The sequence below is a fragment of the Marinomonas transparens genome, assembly GCF_016463975.1.
In the GTDB taxonomy this organism is placed as follows: Bacteria; Pseudomonadota; Gammaproteobacteria; order Pseudomonadales; family Marinomonadaceae; genus Marinomonas; species Marinomonas transparens.
The window spans coordinates 1-16,913 of record NZ_JAEMNX010000041.1; the positions used below are offsets into that span (position 1 = coordinate 1).

The following is a 16,913-nucleotide window of genomic DNA, read 5'->3' on the forward strand; positions in this document are numbered from 1 at the left end:
AAACAAAGGCCAAATAACAAAAAAGGCGCCTAAGCGCCTTTATCAACTTCACAATTATGTGGCTAATCTATAACAAATAAGTGATGTTTTTTCTTACCTAATTTTACTAGAAAATACTTATCGTAATAACCGTTTTCAGGTTTGAAAATATTCGCCGCATTCATGTTGTCATCCAGTCCTTTAGCTACGCCATTAACGAAGACTGAGTTTCTTTGCAGTGCATCCTTCACTTGTTTACCACTTGCGGCCAAACCAGCATCAGCCATCAAAGATGTAAGAGGCGTTGCAGATAGATCAATCCCAACAAGCGAACTACTGGGCAAGCCATCTTGCTGAATCTGCGCCAAATCTTGCTCACTTAATAGGTTCGTGTCACCACTAAACAGCGCTTGAGTAATTCGCTCTGCGGCTTGCAAACCATCTTCACCATGTACCAGCTTGGTCACTGCACGAGCAAGAATGGATTGAGCCTGTGGCTTACCATTACCTTCTTTGTCTTGTTTTTCAATCTCATTAATGTCTTCTACAGACAAAAAAGTAAAATATTTCAAAAACTTATAAACATCTGCATCTGACGTAGTCAGCCAAAACTGATAGAAGGCATACTGACTGGTTTTGCCCGCATCCAGCCAAATTGTACCCGTTTCGGTTTTACCAAATTTTGTGCCATCTGACTTAGTGACTAGAGGCATCGTCAGCCCAAAGGCTTGATTGCCATTTTGTCGGCGCGTCAGATCCGTCCCACCAGTAATGTTCCCCCATTGATCGCTACCACCAATTTGCAATGTACAGTTATGCAACCTATTCAGTTCGGCAAAATCAAAGGATTGCAAAATCATATAAGTAAATTCAGTAAAAGAAATCCCCTCACCTTCACGATCAATACGCTGTTTAACCGATTCTTTTTGAATCATCGCATTGATAGAAAAGTGTTTCCCCACATCACGCAAAAAATCCAGAACACTAAGATCTTTTGTCCAATCGTAGTTATTAACAACTTCTGCACTATTCAAATCCGTATTGAACTCAATAAACTGACTAACTTGTGCTCGTAGTTTTTCTACCCATTCAGAAACAACTTCAGGACCATTTAACTTACGCTCAACAGCTTTAAAACTAGGATCTCCAATCAAGCCCGTCGCACCACCGACTAGCGCTAAAGGTTTATGTCCAGCGAGTTGAAAACGCTTCAACATGAGAAGAGGCACTAAACTGCCGATATGCAAACTGTCAGCCGTCGGATCAAAACCACAATAAAGCGTTCGGCTACCACTGTTGAGGTGATTTTTTAGTTCTTCTTCAGCCGTCATCTGAGCAATAAGTCCACGGGCTTGTAAGTCGTTTAAAAGGTCATTACTGACTACTGCCATTGTTTTGATCCATATCCTAATGAGTTAATTTTACTTAAGCATTCAATTATAAAAGTAATATTGATAAGATGATAAGGCTTTATTAAAGATTTTTTGGGTACTCATTTTGACCAAGTTACTACCGACTAAGCACCTGCTCTTGATTGCCGTTGTCAGCGTGCTTCTTGCAGTCGTGTTAATTGCACTACCTTCCGATGTAGAAAATGACAATAAACCTATTAGGCTTGAGGCCAATTTTGAAATTGTTGATCAGTCTCAACTCCAAATACTTGACCTTCAAAATCAACAAACAAATCAGCAAGCTCCTCAATTATCGACCAATTCGCTAACAAGTAACCTTTCTTACGACATAGCACCACCCAGTGTATTAGCAAAGAAAAACCGTGAACCTACTTTTATGGAGCAGTCAGTAAAATTGGTGCCTGGAGATTCCTTATCCAAAGTTCTTTCAAATAAAAACATTTCCGCACAAGATATTTATAAAGTATCTCTTGCTGATAAAAAGCAAAAAACCTTGTTACGCATGAAACCTGGACAAACGCTTAACTTTGTTACTAATGATACTTCTGGAGAGCTCACAAAATTAACCCTTATTCAAAATCGTCTGGATAGCGTCATCTTTACAAAAAATGGTGATCAATTTGACCGTGAAGAAATATCCAGAAAGCCTGATATAGTACAAACCTATAAAGAGGCCACCATTAACAGCTCATTATTTGTTGATGGCCTGCATGCTGGCATTAACCAATCTCTTTTAATTGAATTAGCCAATATTTTTGGTTGGGACATCGACTTTGCACTAGACATACGTAAAGGCGATAGCCTAAGCATGCTATACGAAGAAAAATTCTTAGACGGTGAAAAAATAGGCCATGGCAATATCATTGCCGCACAGTTCATCAATAACGGACGTACCTATAAAGCCATTCGTTACGTAACAAAAAGAGGCGCCCATTACTACACACCTGATGGCTTAGCTATGCGTAAAGCCTTTATAAGAACCCCCGTTGATTTCACCCGTATTTCATCAAAATTTAACCCCAAAAGACTTCACCCTATTTTCAAAACCAGTCGCCCACATAGAGGGGTAGACTATGCCGCCTCAAGTGGTACCCCAGTAAAAGCAGCAGGTGATGGCAAAATATCTTTTGCAGGCAAACAAAATGGCTATGGGAACGTGGTAATCATAGATCACGGCAAAGGCTACCAAACCCTATATGCCCATTTAAGAGGCTTTGCTCGCGGAACCAAACGCGGTAGAAGGGTCAGCCAAGGAAAGATCATCGCTTATGTCGGTCAAACTGGTTGGGCGACAGGCCCTCACTTGCACTATGAATTCCGCATCAATGGCACCCATAAGAACCCTGTCACAGTGAAGCTACCAAACGACACACCTATGGCGAAAAAGGATCTAAAAGAGTATCTCCCCTACGCCCAAGAAGTTGTTGCCACTTTAGAGAACTCACATTCTCCGTCTTTTGCACAAAAATTAGCCTTACTGAAAAACTAACCAAACTAACCTTAAATGTCGCTCATAAAATGAGTGACATTCGTTCCAAATTCCCCAATCTAAATGATACATGCCACATAAGCGTCATTTCTAAGCACCAGAATATAAAGTGTCTTTTTTTCTTTACAGCTACACAGAAAGTTCAATGCTATTTGCATTGTATTTTATTGCAAATACGGCAAAATAAAACGGCTTTATATGACGCACTAAGCGCAGATTTCATTACCGCCATTGAATTGTGGCGCACTAAACAAGGACCTTTCATGTTCAAGCACCTTCAAGCTGTTTCTGGCGATCCTCTTTTAGCTCTTATCATTGCTCACAAACAAGACCCAAACCCTAACAAAATTGATTTAGGAGTAGGCGTTTACAAAGACGACAATGGTCACACACCGATTTTAAACAGTGTAAAAAAAGCCGAAGCGATTCTGCTTGAACAAGAAGACTCAAAAAGCTATTTGGGTATTTATGGTGCTACAGAGTTCGAACCTATTATTCAAAACCTTGTGTTAGGCGAAAATAATGAAATCATCACCTCTAAACGCATTCGCTCTACACAAACCCCAGGTGGCACAGGCGCGCTTAAAGTCGCAGCCGATTTCATAAGTGCTAACTTAAAAGATGCTCGTCTTTGGGTAAGCGACCCAACGTGGGGAAATCATGAATCTATTTTCAATTCCGCTGGCGTCGAAGTAAAAGCCTACCCTTACTATGATCCAGCAACGAATGGCCTACGCTTCGACGCCATGATGGCGACGCTAGAAGCAGAAGCCAATGAAGGCGATGTTTTGCTGTTACACGCTTGCTGCCATAACCCAACAGGAATAGACCTACAAAAAGAGCATTGGGAAGTGATCACGGAGTTTGTTAAAAAGCGTGGACTACTGCCTCTCGTCGATGCGGCTTACCAAGGTTTTGGCGATGGTCTCGATGAAGACTTAGCTGGTCTTCGCCATATGGCAAGCCGAGTTCCTAATATGCTCATTGCCAACTCTTTCTCGAAAAATTTTGGAATCTACCGTGACCGTTGTGGTGGTTTAAGTGTGATTGCCGACACAGCAGAAGAAGCAAACAACGCCTTCTCCATCATAGGACAAGCGATTCGTGCCAACTACTCCATGCCACCAGCCCATGGCGCCGCAGTAGTGTACACCATCATGAACGACCCAAAGCTGAAGGCCGAGTGGGAAGAAGAAGTAACGGCAATGCGCGATCGTATTAATGGCTTGCGTAAAAAACTAGTCGACAAACTGGCCTCTTCTGGTGTAAGCAAAAACTTTGCCTTCATCCAAGACCAACGCGGCATGTTCTCCTACTCAGGCTTAACCATTGAACAAGTACGCACCTTACGAAGTGAATATGCTATCTACATAGCCGATACAGGACGCATGAGTATTGCAGGTGTCAGCGACACAAACATTGATTACTTATGTGAAAGCATCGCCAAAGTCGTTGGCTAATCTAACGACTGGCTATACAAATACAAAAACGTCGTGAAGAGCCCTCTCTTCACGACGTTTTTGTATTAATTTGACGTCAAGTTAATGAAGCACTCGCGGCTCTAACTTTCCCTCGCTCGCCGACACTTCAGGGTGATTAAACTGCACTAAACGCATAATAGAAGGTTCTATAGTGTCACGCCAAAAATTGACCTCTTCTTCCACCATACCCTCAAGTTTTTTCCAACCCGCTTCGGTACCAAACAAACGTACAGGCGCTAGAACCTCATCGAAAAACTCCCGATTATCCCCCAGCCCTATACTGGTTAATTTTGCTCCACGAACAAAACCAACACACCATTCTTCAACCAATATTTTATATTCACCATCCACCTCTTGCTCAAGGTAAACAGGGTAGAAGTCCCCAAATATAAGACTATTCATGGTTTCCATATACATAATAAGCACCAGACTCAAGAACTCATCCTCTTGTTCAGACGACTCCCAAGCAGGCTGATCCTCATCCGCCCCCCAAATAGCGTTCAACCATTGATCAGGCTGCAACTCCTGAGCAGAGCAGCCTAGCGCTGTTAAAAAACCGTCCAACTCAGAAACACAGAGCAGAGATCGATCCGTTCCGAACGTCAATAAATAATGATCTAACTTTTCATACAAGGCTTCTTCACTGATAACATCAGCATCTTGCTCTTCAGACATTCGTTTTTCCATTTGCTAGTAAGTAGCTTTATCGAAACTAAAAAATGCGGTCATTCTTTAGTTTCGTTTATCGTATTTAACATCCAAATATTTTTATATTATAGCACTCCAATTATCTGGTTTTCAGTCAGTTACTTAGGTTTCATTAAAATATAATTTTCCAACAAGCCAAACAGATCAACATTCATAACGACGCCTTCTTTATTAAGCCACCTAAACCAGTAGTGATATTGAGCCAACTATCCTATGATGAAAGGCAAACTATTTGACGAAAAACACCTATGAAAATCTTGATACTCGTTGCCACCTTACTCATAGCTGGAATAGCCTTAACCGTCTCTTTACCGACATTTCAAGCGCCATCAATAAATAAAACACAAGCAGCTAACTATTTGATTAACCAAGATTCTTTATCATCTCCGCTCGACATGAAAGACTTTCTATTAATCACCCCCACGCCCAGTGACTCTACATTTACTTTACGTTTAGGCTTATACAGCCAACTGCAACAAGCCGTTACTGAGGCAAAGGCAATAAATGCGCCTAGCAAAACAGTCATCATAAAAGTAACGGACAAAAATAGAGAGTGGTATTTGGTTTTACTCGGTCAATATGCAACCCTATCACAGGCAGAGCAACAGAGGCGTTGGTTACAAAACAACCAGACATCCGCTACACTCATGTTATTACCCGCAGGCCTCACCCTATAAAACGAACCAGAGCACAACATGAACTATTTGCCGCCCTTAAGAAATTACCAACAGATGGTACGCGTTGTGCAAAACGACACGGACGGCGATCATTTAGCAAAACATGCAGTCAATTTTAGTCTAGGTAATGCGTTTGGGGATGAGCAAACCAGCGAGTTTGATCATCTATTTAGTAATGGCGGAGTGTCGCCAACAGAGTTACAAATGCGAACGTTAGATTCAATGAACCTGCCTAGTAGCTCACCACGTCGTCCGGGCGCAACTAACCATGGCGGACTTTATTCAACGCGCGCTGGATCATCCCTGTTTCACAGTCTCAATCACTCAACCCGCGATTATCTAAATGGTACTGGGCAGCAAGTCGCTAGTCGTCATCATAATGGCCCCGGCACAAAATTCCGAACAGAATTAAGCCCCCATGCGGACAATAAAATCATTTATAAAAGAACTCATGTTTCTCAGTCTAATGATCACAGGCCAATGGCTTTACAGCTCCCTAACCATAAACATAATGAACCACATCACGACTTCCCATCTCAACAACATGCAGAGCCACCCCACTCAGGCCATTCTAGGCTCTAACTCATATACATTACTTTGGTTTGGCATGGGGTCATTGTCATACCCTGTGCATTGGGCGGCATACCGTTATGACCCGTGGGTGAAAGCATCATGGTCGCTGGTGCGCCAGAGATAAATACCTTCGTACTGCCCATGTCATGTTTTACTTTACCCATGATCATGCTAGAAACGACCCCACCCAATACACCGGCTTGATTGCCATTTGATAAGGGGATTTCGGTCATTAAATTATGCGCAGGCATGGCCATAATAGTGTGGTTATTTACATTCGGCACCGCGGTGGATGTTGGCGCAATATTCGGGTAAGGAATAGGCACAACAACAAGCACCACTAGAGTTTTACACACATCAGGCATGCCCATATTCATGGCAGTAGCCTGGGTATTAGCATACATAACGGCATCCTCTATTTAATTGTTTAGAATATTTAGGCGCACTAGCCCATATTAATACGTTCACCATCAATACGGACATCTTCATCCGCCGTAATGAGTTGATGTTTGCCATGCAGCCTCAACAGTGTTTTTGCACTAATATTCAGCTGTGCCGCTTTTTGAACAAAGTGCTCGGCTTGCGCAACCAGCGTATCGGTCATGGAGAGCACACCATGTTTACATATCATAGATATCCGGTTGAGCGACACCAACTCTACATCCTCACGTGCGGTTAAATGAATATTCTTTGCCTGCCAGTGAATGTCTCGATCGGAGTCGAAATTTAGCGGTTGCTCAGTATCTGGGCGGTGCAGTATTTGTGATATATAGTATTGGCCGGCGACCTCAATAAAGGTGACTTGATCGCCAATGTCAGGTGTTAACAATAGGCCTGTCGCTGGCAACGCCCAGTAATCATGATCCAGCTGCCATAAATTACCCGACTCACTAGCGTCTGTAACCTTGCCACAATACAAATGGGCATAAGCCTTAGGCCTTATGGAATTTGCTTTACGGTTTACCACACTCAGATAAGATTTCATGCGCTGACTCCATATTCTTTTAACTGTTTATCAAGCTGCTGCTGATTTTTGTCGACCTTGATAAGCTGAGCTTGGTCGACGCCCTTCCAATTAGATTCATTGTCGGTTAAAGCGTGGATATTGGTTGCTTTACATTGGCTGCTAGAAAAGTCGCAATGGTTTAACGCCGCATAGCTTATGTTGGTGTAACTAAGATTGACTGAAGAAAAATTAGAGTCTGCGGCCTCCATAGATTTACACCAAGCTTGGCTCATATCGCTATCAGAAAAATCAGATTTAGACAGAATCGCGCCTTGGAAATTACTATTTTTTAGATCCGCCTTGGAAAAGTCGCTACCGTCTATACGGCTGTTGATAAAAAGGCTTTTCTGAAGCTTGGCCTCAGAAAAGTCAGCATTCTCAATGGTACAATCAGAAAAACCTGTTTCACTTAGCTGCCCTTTGGTTAACTTAGTGCCAACAAATTTACTGTCATTACAGGTAGATTTTGTCAGTGTTACGCCCGACATATCCAACCCACTAAAATCACAAGTAATCAGTAACGCCTGGCAAAAACTGCACTCCGTTATTGCTGACTTTGAGAAATCAAACCCCATCAAGGTAACGTTGTTAAAATCACATTGCGTCAAACTAATAATACCAATACGGGCAGCGGTTACACTGGTGGTATCAAAGTGACATCCCAAAAACCTAGAGGATTCTAAATTGCACTGACTAAAGTTGCTCGTCTTAATATCACAATTTGACCACAGGCTATTGGATAGATCTCCCTCCGAAAACGTTGCCGACGTACAATCACCAGACCATTTTGACCCGTTCATTTTACATTGAATAAAAACTGGCATGGACAAGCTGTCGGTAAAACTTGCCTCTTGATGGTCGCACTGCATAAAGGAGGCTCCCTTAAAATCACAGCCCTTAAATATGCTCCTAGTAAACTGACAGCTTATAAATATCGCCCCGCATAAATCAACGGCATCAAATGACTTACCACTGTAGTCAACGTTCGACAAGGGTATTCCAGCGGCAATATTATTTTGTATTTCATCGATATAATTCATAAAACTCCATCTATCGTCGTATCTACTATTTCAGTGCTGGCTAAGCCCTAGGATAATGACGCCACAGGTTGCGTAAGGGCTTTACTTGGTTGGCAATATAAAAATTGAGCTTGATCAAGATTGGTGTTTTGGAAAGTAGTGGTCTTTAAATCTGCACGGTCAAACGTGGCTTTGTTCAGTGATGACAAAACAAATAAAGTGCCCCGACAAACACTGAGGGAGAAATCCACCTGTTTCATCATGCAACCTTTAAACAGGCTGTGACTAAGATTCGCCCCGTTCAGATTGGCTTCACCAAAATCACATGACTCAAACACAGACTCGTTGATAACGGACTGAAGCAAATTAACCGACCTAAAACCGCAACTCTGCCAATGGCTATTCGAAAAATCGGCACCAGTGAAGTCACCCAAATTACTGAACTGAACCTTCTGCGCCGTCACATGACAAAAACTCGCCTGCTCAGCTTTTGCATCGACGATTAGCGTCCGCTGTAGCTTGGCATGACGCCATACTGATTGTCGGATATTGCAGTCAGCAAAGTTCCCGCTGCTGATATTTGCATCATGCCAATGCGTACCTTGCAAGGTGGCATTCATAAATTGTCCTTTATGACAGCGAACATGATTCATGCAGCTATGGCTTAAATCGGCCTCTATCACCTTAATATTATCTAGGGTAGCCGAGGTAAAATCACATGAAAGCAAGCTCGTAGCGTTCAACTGCCCGTCGGTTAAATTTGCCTGCTTAAAACTCACCGTCGAGGCGGTTATTTTTGACCAATTAACTTGCGGTGCATCAGCACCATCAAAAATGGCGTTATCCACATTCGCTTGCGTTAATACCGCGCCCTGTAAGCGGCAATTGATAAATGTGCAGTTCGATAGATTTGCTTCTTCAAACATGACATCGCTAAGGTCCTGATGACTAAAGTCAAGCCCGCTAAGATTCGCGCCCGCCAGATCTCGGCCAGCCAATGAAACGCCCTGCTGCACAAGCTCCACCACCCAGCCTCTTATGAGCTCAGCATCAACTTCATTTAGCGGTAGAGACATAATCGTGCACGAAGCGGCGGCCTGTCGAGACTCCCGTTGGCCGATCAAGGCCATGCTTGCGGATGATGGAGCGTGACGCTTTATATCATCATGTTTAGTATCAACGGCCGAAACATAAACCGGGTTAAACACACGCTGGCGCAAACTTTCCTGACTTTCCTTTGGCGCTTGTTTACGGCTTGCCTGTTCATTAATAACGGCTAATTTCACATGAGCATCCGCCAACTCACTTGCCGTTACACGATCGTGCTCTTTAAAATACTGGCTCAAATCAATATCGCCGCTATCGATTAGCGCCTGGGGAAGAGGGGGATAATCATTTATATCATCCAACAGTGCTTGCTGTTTTTGCTGCTCAGTAATTTTGTTATTCGCCACCTGTTGCTCAAGGTGCTGTTGACGCTTGCGCCTATGCTCACTTTTAGCCTGTTGGTAGAGTGTGTCTGCATGTAATTGCTCACTCGCGGTTTTCTTCGGCTTTAAAGGTGCCTCATTGAGTGCGTGAATACCTGCGGTATTTTTATCACTGCGCAAAGACAACTGCTGCTTATAATGATCAGCCGTTCTCGATTCGTCACCCACCCGCTCATAAGCGAGCATCAAGGTCTTAATATCCAGGCCATCGCAATCGCGCACCGCCAATTGCCCCCGATAAATCGCTACGCCTAAAAGTAATTCGGGGAAAAACCACACCGTATCAATGTGAGTTTTTATTTCAACGAATTCATCACCAGAAGACTCATCACTGGATGATGACTGAGTAATAAAAGCGCGAACATTCATTTGCGGTAAGCGACCACAGATAAGTGGCTGTGTCGGATGCATAGCGGTTAATTCATATTCAGTGCCAGGGTTAATGCTCCCCTTAAACTGCTGATCTTCTGGTGCCGCATTAAAATAACGAGGGTCTGTGTCATGGGGGAAACCTGGATGCACATTATCCAGCCAGTGTTGGTTGTAACGCCCATGAAACTTTGTGCGCTGCGGCAAACTAATATCCAAGGGGCCAAAGCCGGCCACCGAACGCGGCCTTTTATCCACGGAAATTTTATCTTTCGTAAGATACAAATTCGGCAACGCATAACATCCCGTCACCTTATTTTTATTAGCTTTAGTGATCGCCCCCCGCCCTACCGGATTGTATTTATCACCCACACCACCATAGGCACGGCTATAGCATAGTGGCATAGCAGTAAACGGCCGAGCCTTGCTGGCCAAGCTTAATAGATGACCATCCCAGAATCGATCACCGACCACCTGAATATACTTGTGGCTATTCCCCAGCTTTGCCGACACCTGTAACTTTGTGGCTGGTTTGCCATTATCTGTATAGGCGCTGCCGGCTAGTAACCACTCACCCTGAGCTTTAGCGAAACCCATATCCAGCACCAGCTGATCACTTAGCCCCTCGTTTAGTAGTGGCGTGATTTGCTGCCAGCATTGGCTATCCGGTAAAAAACCCTCGTCACCGCCGAGCCTGAAAAAACCTAGGCCACCGACAGTAAACTGGTTTGCTTTATAGTTATAGGTACGGCTAATAAGGCCAAGGGTTTTGGGTTTGATAATCTTCATAACTACATGACCACTACCATGCTTGAAGTGAACGTCACTTTGGCCGAATCGACCGTTAACGCTGGCGAACTTATTTTCAAGTCAGGTGCTGACAGCTTCATCGTAGCGTCAGCCGTCATTTTTAATTCTGCTGCTTTCACTTCCGCCGACGTTTTAGCTGTGACGGTTAATTCTGGTGCATTTACTTCCGCCGACGTATCAGCCGTTATGGTTAATTTCGCCGCTTTCACTTCCGCCGATGTTTTAGCTGTGACGGTTAATTCTGGTGCATTTACTTCCGCCGACGTATCAGCCGTTATGGTTAATTTCGCCGCTTTCACTTCCGCCGATGTTTTAGCTGTGACGGTTAATTCTGGTGCATTTACTTCCGCCGATGTATCAGCCGTTACGGTTAATTTCGGCGTGGTCACCGTCATCTCAGGCTTAACGGTTAAATTCAACCCGTCCATGGTCACCGTACAAGGAGAACCTTTGTAATTGATGTTAACGACACCAGATGTAGAAACCGTCTTGTTATAATCGCCAGTCGTGGTGATGATCTCTTTCCTTCCTAAAAGATTTTTTTCATCAATGGTATATAGCGCTGTATGCGTACCCTCAACAACACGGGCAAAATTGTGAATATTTATAGTTTTGCGGAGACCTCCAAAAATAGTGGTGTCGATTTTACCACCTAAAAAAGTATCGTTGCTGCTACTCAACCCCGTGGTTACAGACACATTATTAACAATCCCGTTATTGTTTGTGATGTTACTCATAGCTCCGTTATTGGTGGTGGCATTACTTGTGGCACCAACCGTGACACTGTTATTTGTCACAGCCCCCATCGTTACCGAATTATTCACCACAGCACCAACCGTCTTTGAATTTGAATAACTGACGAGGCCGGGTGTATCTAAAAAATCGGGAGGCGATGCACCAGTACCACTCAGGTTAACGCTTTTCCCAGTGATATGACTTTGGTTATAGCTTGATCCATCAGGTAATTTTTCACAAATATCGATAATGTCTTGATTGGGTATTTTGCCACTAATAAAATTCAGATTTTCTTCATCTACTGTATCGGTAAAGGCTCCCTGATAAGACACATTCACACTCTTATTGGTTTTGGAAAAGCTCTGCCGCGTGTTGGTATAACCCACACTGTAATCCTGCTCGCTATGGCTTTCACTAAAGTGACTGCCCTGGGAAACACTGGCATTTGCCAAACCTTTTGCGCCCTTCTCCGTGGTGGAATAACTAAAAGAACAGCCCTTGCTATAGCTGGTACCACCAAAATTGGCGGCTAATACACTAGAGTTGCTGTAGGCGGTTTGCACAATATTCATCGCGGTTTTAAGGTCAGGTGTCGCTTCACTACCAAAATGAATATTCATGCTATCGCCATAGCTAGTGCTGCAACTGCTGCCCCAATTGGTATTAAAGGTCCAACTGTTGTTTCGCCACAAGGCAGGCTGAATCGTCTTCTGTCCATGTGATGAAACGACCTGCTGGATTTGCGGAATCTCGCTCTCATCACCTCCCCGCCCTATCATCACCATAGAATTCACCGCCGGTGCGGTTTGTGACGTGTCCGACAATGCTACCCAGTGCTTTACGTCGGTTCCTTCATCAGTGGCAAATCGTACAAGGCAACCAATCTGACTTTGCTGCTGATCATCAAACTCAACATGAGAAAGCTCAGTTGAAAAATTATTTTTTTCAAAAAAATAGGGATTCTTAGGAACAGCACTTTCCAGTACCGTGGCCAGCACGCTGCCCTGATGAGTATCTTGGATGTCAAAGGGGGTAATAAAGGTCGCATCGGATTGCTTAGTGTTGGTAGACACGGATGTCGCTTCAATCGTACCCGAATAAGGCGTGTGCTCCGTCACTTTATGGGTGATTTTTGTCACCACAAACGTCTGACCATCAAACTGAGCGGGCATCAGGTTGTTAGCCGTTATGGGGGTTAAACTCTGTTCATTTCCTACTAAAGACGTGTCTTTTGGATTAATCGCCACCTGAGTGAGAGTAAAGGTATAACCTGGACTTAACAGATTAGACGTACTCTCTCCCGTTAAGGTGCCCTGTTGAGTCGCCACCTCCTGTTCAATCTGTAACTTGGCTTCCTCAGCTTCAGCTTTATCGACTCCGTAGGAATAATTTTTATAAAACAAATAGTTAACACCATCAACATCAGAAAGTGCAGGAAAACTATCATACTCAGCTACATTATTCGTTTCCCAAACGGCTTCTTGTCTAACAAGAGCGGCCCCCACCGTCTTCGGCACCATCTGCATTTTGTAACTTAAATTACAAAACAGGTCACTCTGCTGTAAGCCAAGTGACTGAGCATCCGTATAGCTATAACGCAAAGCCAAAGAACCTGTTTCAGTACTCGGAATACTCACTTCATCCGGACCAGTCGTCTGATTGGAAAAAACCACCGTCAATTTGTCAGCAGCATGGATAAAATAAAAGTGCGCCGCCGCCTTTTTCATTACCCTCTGCAGCATAGCAAAGTCGGTTTCACCCGCTTGCATCCAATCCTGTACACGCGTTGCAACCACCCCTTGTAGCCGAGTACAGTCTACTGCAAACGTATTAGCATAGCGGGATAGCTCAGGCTGTATTAATGCCTTAATTAAATTAGCAATGTTCAGACCTTTAAAAACAAAATAACGATTCCGTAGGGTCAAAGGGAATAAGGGCGACTGCAGTTCAGCGCTATACTCCCCCGGCGCACTTTGACTAATGGAAGAGATAATGCCGCTAAAATGACGGGGGGGAAGCTCTTGACCCGTTGAAAAGTTCTCCTCAACAGACGGTCCAGATTCATTGTCCTCATCACTGTGATACTCATAACCCAATGTCACTCGCGCCCATTGGCCTAACAACATCTGACTGTTGCCTTGCACCAAGGTTAATAAATCCTCTTGTGGATAAGGCTCATCGGGTAAAGCCGCAAAATGGCTAGCAGGGGGCTGTTGGGATGGAGCGAGGGTATTATTCTCATTGGCACGCAAACTTATAGTAAAACGATAAGGCTGCGACACCTGTTCTTGGCCTTCAACAGAGATCACTCTTATATAGTCACTGTTCAATAACTGACCGGCAGGCCCAGCGACAATGCTAAGAGACAACGAAGTCACATGCTGCCGACCCAATTCAATCGCCATATAGTCAAGCGGCAGTCCTTTTGTTTTTTCTACATTTGCCATTAATACCTGCCCATTTAGCTATTCCAATCATCATGTAAACAGTCGATTCATGTAATAGAGATAGCAGGATCGGTGCCAAACAAGAAAGACACCGTAATCCCTGTATTTTCAGGCATTCAGCGTAGAGTCGGTATGAAAGCATGGCGAAAGTGGGTTGTTTTTCACCCTCTTTGTGGGTCTTTTGTAGCCTTCATTATCAGGCTTAAAGGCAAGATGCTAACGTCAGGTAAGGTAATGCAATAGGGACTCACGAGTGACCTCTAACCTGAAGTCAGAGTCCATATCGGCAAACAGTGTTAATAATTCATCACGCCATTGTCGTTGGGTTTTATCCGGCCCAAAATAATACAAAAGCTCATTATCGTAAGGTGCGGCAAGATGAATGGGTAAAGCAGAAAAACCTATTTTTTCCAGTGCTTTTTGCGAGGCTTGGTTGCCGTCATACACCTTGGCATAACAGCAATTCATGCCCTTATGCCATTCCCCCAGATTAAGCAAAATAGCCACCGCCTGCGGCCCAAAACCATGCCCCTGAAAGTCCTCACCCAACCAGTAATAAAAAAATCCTGTGCCATTAAATACCTCTAGGCAAACCGAACCAATAAAACCCCATTCTTGATGAAGAACCGCATAAAGATAATGATTAGGGTAACGATCACAGCCCTGTAACCAATGTAGCCAGTCGTCGTCATGGCTAAAATTCGGCAAATTACAGCGTTCAGCCACACTTTTCACGCCATCACTTTGCTGGGTGCAAGCCCAACGAAAGGCATCAATATGATGAGATGCCAATGGCGTTAGCCTTAGCTCCCCAACATGACAATCTTGCCATGGGTCTGAGCCTTGCTCATCGTGATATTGCACCCAGCGATAACAATTAAGTAACAACTCGTTCTGATAGTGCTTAAGCAAGGCGCCCTTTACCCTTTGCAGCGCTTGAAAAGGCTTACCCAACTGCACACAGGCTTCCGCCCCTATAATAATGGCTTTTTCGTACTCTTCATCACTTAACAAACCAGCGTCGGCGTTCAACAAAATATGACAGATGTCATCAACGATAACCCAATCACAAAGGCGAACAGCGAGATCCTGCATCAGCAGGTAATCCGACACCGAATACCGGGCATTACCCAAGTCATCGCCGGATACATCGCCGGATACCTTAGGTAAAAATAGATAGTCCCTTAGCTGAAGCATCCAATAGAGCCGATCCTGAGCATAAATGGCTTGCCGCTGAACATCACGCAGCGCCAGCACCCAATACTGTTGACTCGGTTTAGAACGGTGCGCATCCTCAGCATCCTGATCCGGCTCAATAACAGAACATTGTTTTTGTAGTGCAACCATGATCCCTCTGCCTCACCTGCGCTTTGCCGATAAAAAGAGAATTAGCAGGATCGATGCCAACAAGCGGGTCGAGCGCTATGGCGCGTATCTCCTAGCGTCCAACTTTAAAAAAGCTAAAATCGTCGTGCAATTGGGTCATTACTTACCCTATTACTGGGTGGTTTTATCTGACTTCTTGCACAACAATAGCGAGGCACAAAAAAACAATAAAAATTGTTAAATTCAACACAATATAAACTGTAAATCTAAAATCCATTAATATACAAAATAAAAATATATATGAGGTAACAACCAATGGGAGTGTTAACCAAGCAGCTTAGCGCTTTGCATCCGCGGCTTTCGTCGTCGATGATGTGACTCGCAGTAATGGGCAATAGCATGCTCTTTCCCGACTAGATGACCTGTTCTGCTGCCAAATTGCGTCGCAATACAGAGCCAATTGTCCGAAGAGATATTGAGCCGTTGTAGGATGGGTAATAATGAAGCGTCTATCACACCGCGCTTATCTTCTCGTATTATTCGCCCCGTCATATCCACCAGCTCAAGATAATCGGGTAATTGAAAAGGCAACCCTTCTGGCATATTCAATCTGGGGTTACCAATAAAAGGAAACAACGCCTTGGGTTGTTTTTCTTGCTGCGCAAAATACACACGCTTTTTAAGGCTGGTAAAGTCTGAATCCTCAGGGGTTTTACTCATCTTCGCTCGTAATGGATTGAGATCGACATACGCCATACACGCAACTAATGCCGCTTCATCAAGTAAGGCTTGAGACTTAAAGCGTCCCTCCCAGAATCTACCGGTACATTTATCCTCAAAATTGGCTTGTCGGGCTATGGGTTCATTCAGCTCTTTCATAAACCAGCTAATGTCCATCAACCGAGCCCTGTAGGTTTCAGCAGACGCTTCAACCAAGGCCAATGCAAAGTCGGCTTGCTGCTCACCTCGCACATATTGTTGGGTAAAAAGCGTACCCTTATGAAGTTGATGCCACTTTTGAAGCACCTCTAACCTAGTCCAGTCAGCGGCCTTTCGTTGGTTAATATGCAACACAACATGAAGATGATTGCTCATCACCGCATAAGCACAGATATCAATGGCAAAAACACCGGCGAGAAATAACAATCGATTCTCGACCCAACCACGGCGGTGCTCAAAGCTCTCACCAGAGATAGGGTCTTGACCACACAAAAACGCCCGACGAACACAGCGTGAAACACAGTGATAGTAAGGCGTATCTTCAATACTAATTTGTTGACTTCTTGACCTCGGCATCTTGCTTCCCTCTTCCTTGAGTGAATTGTACTGTGATTATATACAGCACAATTTAAAACAAGCAAGCCAAAATGCTCAGGCCTCTGTATGCCTACC

13 protein-coding genes and 1 pseudogene are annotated in these 16,913 nt (G+C 44.0%); 4 read left to right on the top strand and 10 right to left on the bottom strand.

Annotated features, from left to right (window positions below; translation table 11 throughout):
- Positions 1-62: 62 nt before the first annotated feature.
- Positions 63-1,370 carry a tyrosine--tRNA ligase gene (gene tyrS / locus I8J31_RS20160; RefSeq protein WP_199470381.1) on the bottom strand — a complete coding sequence of 436 codons (1,308 nt, stop codon included), beginning with the start codon at positions 1,368-1,370 and terminating at the stop codon, positions 63-65.
- Between the two features lie 106 nt (positions 1,371-1,476).
- Between tyrS and I8J31_RS20165 the strand changes: the two genes are divergently transcribed.
- The gene (locus tag I8J31_RS20165) at positions 1,477-2,880 is read left to right on the top strand and encodes a peptidoglycan DD-metalloendopeptidase family protein (protein WP_199470382.1); all 1,404 of its coding nucleotides are present in this window, start codon (positions 1,477-1,479) and stop codon (positions 2,878-2,880) included.
- 263 nt (positions 2,881-3,143) lie between these two features.
- Entirely contained in the window at positions 3,144-4,340 is a 1,197-nt protein-coding gene (locus I8J31_RS20170) for an amino acid aminotransferase (RefSeq protein WP_199470383.1), read from the top strand.
- 81 nt (positions 4,341-4,421) lie between these two features.
- Here the strand turns inward: I8J31_RS20170 and I8J31_RS20175 are convergent, their stop codons facing one another.
- Positions 4,422-5,036, bottom strand: a complete 615-nt coding sequence (locus I8J31_RS20175; protein WP_199470384.1) for a UPF0149 family protein — start codon at positions 5,034-5,036, stop codon at positions 4,422-4,424.
- 281 nt (positions 5,037-5,317) lie between these two features.
- Here I8J31_RS20175 and I8J31_RS20180 point away from each other — a divergent pair, with 281 nt between their 5' ends.
- The gene (locus I8J31_RS20180; protein WP_199470385.1) at positions 5,318-5,746 is read left to right on the top strand and encodes an SPOR domain-containing protein; all 429 of its coding nucleotides are present in this window, start codon (positions 5,318-5,320) and stop codon (positions 5,744-5,746) included.
- An 18-nt stretch (positions 5,747-5,764) separates the two neighbouring features.
- Positions 5,765-6,328, top strand: coding sequence for a hypothetical protein (locus tag I8J31_RS20185; protein ID WP_199470386.1), 564 nt, complete (start codon positions 5,765-5,767; stop codon positions 6,326-6,328).
- On the opposite strand, the gene I8J31_RS20190 is transcribed toward I8J31_RS20185, so the two are convergent.
- From I8J31_RS20190 to I8J31_RS20220, 8 genes and pseudogenes are all read right to left on the bottom strand, one after another.
- Positions 6,325-6,723 (bottom strand): DUF4150 domain-containing protein, encoded by a 399-nt coding sequence (locus I8J31_RS20190; protein ID WP_199470387.1) that lies wholly within the window; start codon positions 6,721-6,723, stop codon positions 6,325-6,327. The genes I8J31_RS20185 and I8J31_RS20190 overlap by 4 nt on opposite strands.
- Before the next feature lie 41 nt (positions 6,724-6,764).
- Entirely contained in the window at positions 6,765-7,304 is a 540-nt protein-coding gene (locus tag I8J31_RS20195; protein ID WP_199470388.1) for a DUF3540 domain-containing protein, read from the bottom strand.
- The gene (locus I8J31_RS20200) at positions 7,301-8,194 is read right to left on the bottom strand and encodes a pentapeptide repeat-containing protein (RefSeq protein WP_233402934.1); all 894 of its coding nucleotides are present in this window, start codon (positions 8,192-8,194) and stop codon (positions 7,301-7,303) included. The genes I8J31_RS20195 and I8J31_RS20200 overlap by 4 nt, the downstream gene beginning before the upstream one ends.
- Positions 8,195-8,365 (bottom strand): annotated as a pseudogene (locus I8J31_RS21285) (pentapeptide repeat-containing protein); the annotation flags it as partial.
- A 47-nt stretch (positions 8,366-8,412) separates the two neighbouring features.
- The gene (locus tag I8J31_RS20205) at positions 8,413-10,992 is read right to left on the bottom strand and encodes a DUF2169 family type VI secretion system accessory protein (RefSeq protein ID WP_199470390.1); all 2,580 of its coding nucleotides are present in this window, start codon (positions 10,990-10,992) and stop codon (positions 8,413-8,415) included.
- Positions 10,993-10,994: 2 nt separating this feature from the next.
- Positions 10,995-14,195: a contractile injection system protein, VgrG/Pvc8 family gene (locus I8J31_RS20210; RefSeq protein ID WP_199470391.1), complete on the bottom strand. Its 3,201-nt coding sequence runs from the start codon at positions 14,193-14,195 to the stop codon at positions 10,995-10,997.
- A gap of 222 nt (positions 14,196-14,417) precedes the next feature.
- Entirely contained in the window at positions 14,418-15,542 is a 1,125-nt protein-coding gene (locus tag I8J31_RS20215; protein WP_199470392.1) for a GNAT family N-acetyltransferase, read from the bottom strand.
- 303 nt (positions 15,543-15,845) lie between these two features.
- Positions 15,846-16,817, bottom strand: coding sequence for a transposase (locus I8J31_RS20220; RefSeq protein ID WP_199470393.1), 972 nt, complete (start codon positions 16,815-16,817; stop codon positions 15,846-15,848).
- Between the last annotated feature and the right edge of the window lie 96 nt (positions 16,818-16,913).

Excerpts from the sequence above, each read along its gene's own strand:
- tyrS (WP_199470381.1), bottom strand. The coding sequence starts at position 1,370 with ATGGCAGTAGTCAGTAATGACCTTTTAAACGACTTACAAGCCCGTGGA.
- I8J31_RS20170 (WP_199470383.1), top strand. The coding sequence starts at position 3,144 with ATGTTCAAGCACCTTCAAGCTGTTTCTGGCGATCCTCTTTTAGCTCTT.
- I8J31_RS20175 (WP_199470384.1), bottom strand. The coding sequence starts at position 5,036 with ATGTCTGAAGAGCAAGATGCTGATGTTATCAGTGAAGAAGCCTTGTAT.
- I8J31_RS20180 (WP_199470385.1), top strand. The coding sequence starts at position 5,318 with ATGAAAATCTTGATACTCGTTGCCACCTTACTCATAGCTGGAATAGCC.
- I8J31_RS20185 (WP_199470386.1), top strand. The coding sequence starts at position 5,765 with ATGAACTATTTGCCGCCCTTAAGAAATTACCAACAGATGGTACGCGTT.
- I8J31_RS20190 (WP_199470387.1), bottom strand. The coding sequence starts at position 6,723 with ATGTATGCTAATACCCAGGCTACTGCCATGAATATGGGCATGCCTGAT.
- I8J31_RS20195 (WP_199470388.1), bottom strand. The coding sequence starts at position 7,304 with ATGAAATCTTATCTGAGTGTGGTAAACCGTAAAGCAAATTCCATAAGG.
- I8J31_RS20200 (WP_233402934.1), bottom strand. The coding sequence starts at position 8,194 with ATGCAGTGCGACCATCAAGAGGCAAGTTTTACCGACAGCTTGTCCATG.
- I8J31_RS20205 (WP_199470390.1), bottom strand. The coding sequence starts at position 10,992 with ATGAAGATTATCAAACCCAAAACCCTTGGCCTTATTAGCCGTACCTAT.
- I8J31_RS20210 (WP_199470391.1), bottom strand. The coding sequence starts at position 14,195 with ATGGCAAATGTAGAAAAAACAAAAGGACTGCCGCTTGACTATATGGCG.
- I8J31_RS20215 (WP_199470392.1), bottom strand. The coding sequence starts at position 15,542 with ATGGTTGCACTACAAAAACAATGTTCTGTTATTGAGCCGGATCAGGAT.
- I8J31_RS20220 (WP_199470393.1), bottom strand. The coding sequence starts at position 16,817 with ATGCCGAGGTCAAGAAGTCAACAAATTAGTATTGAAGATACGCCTTAC.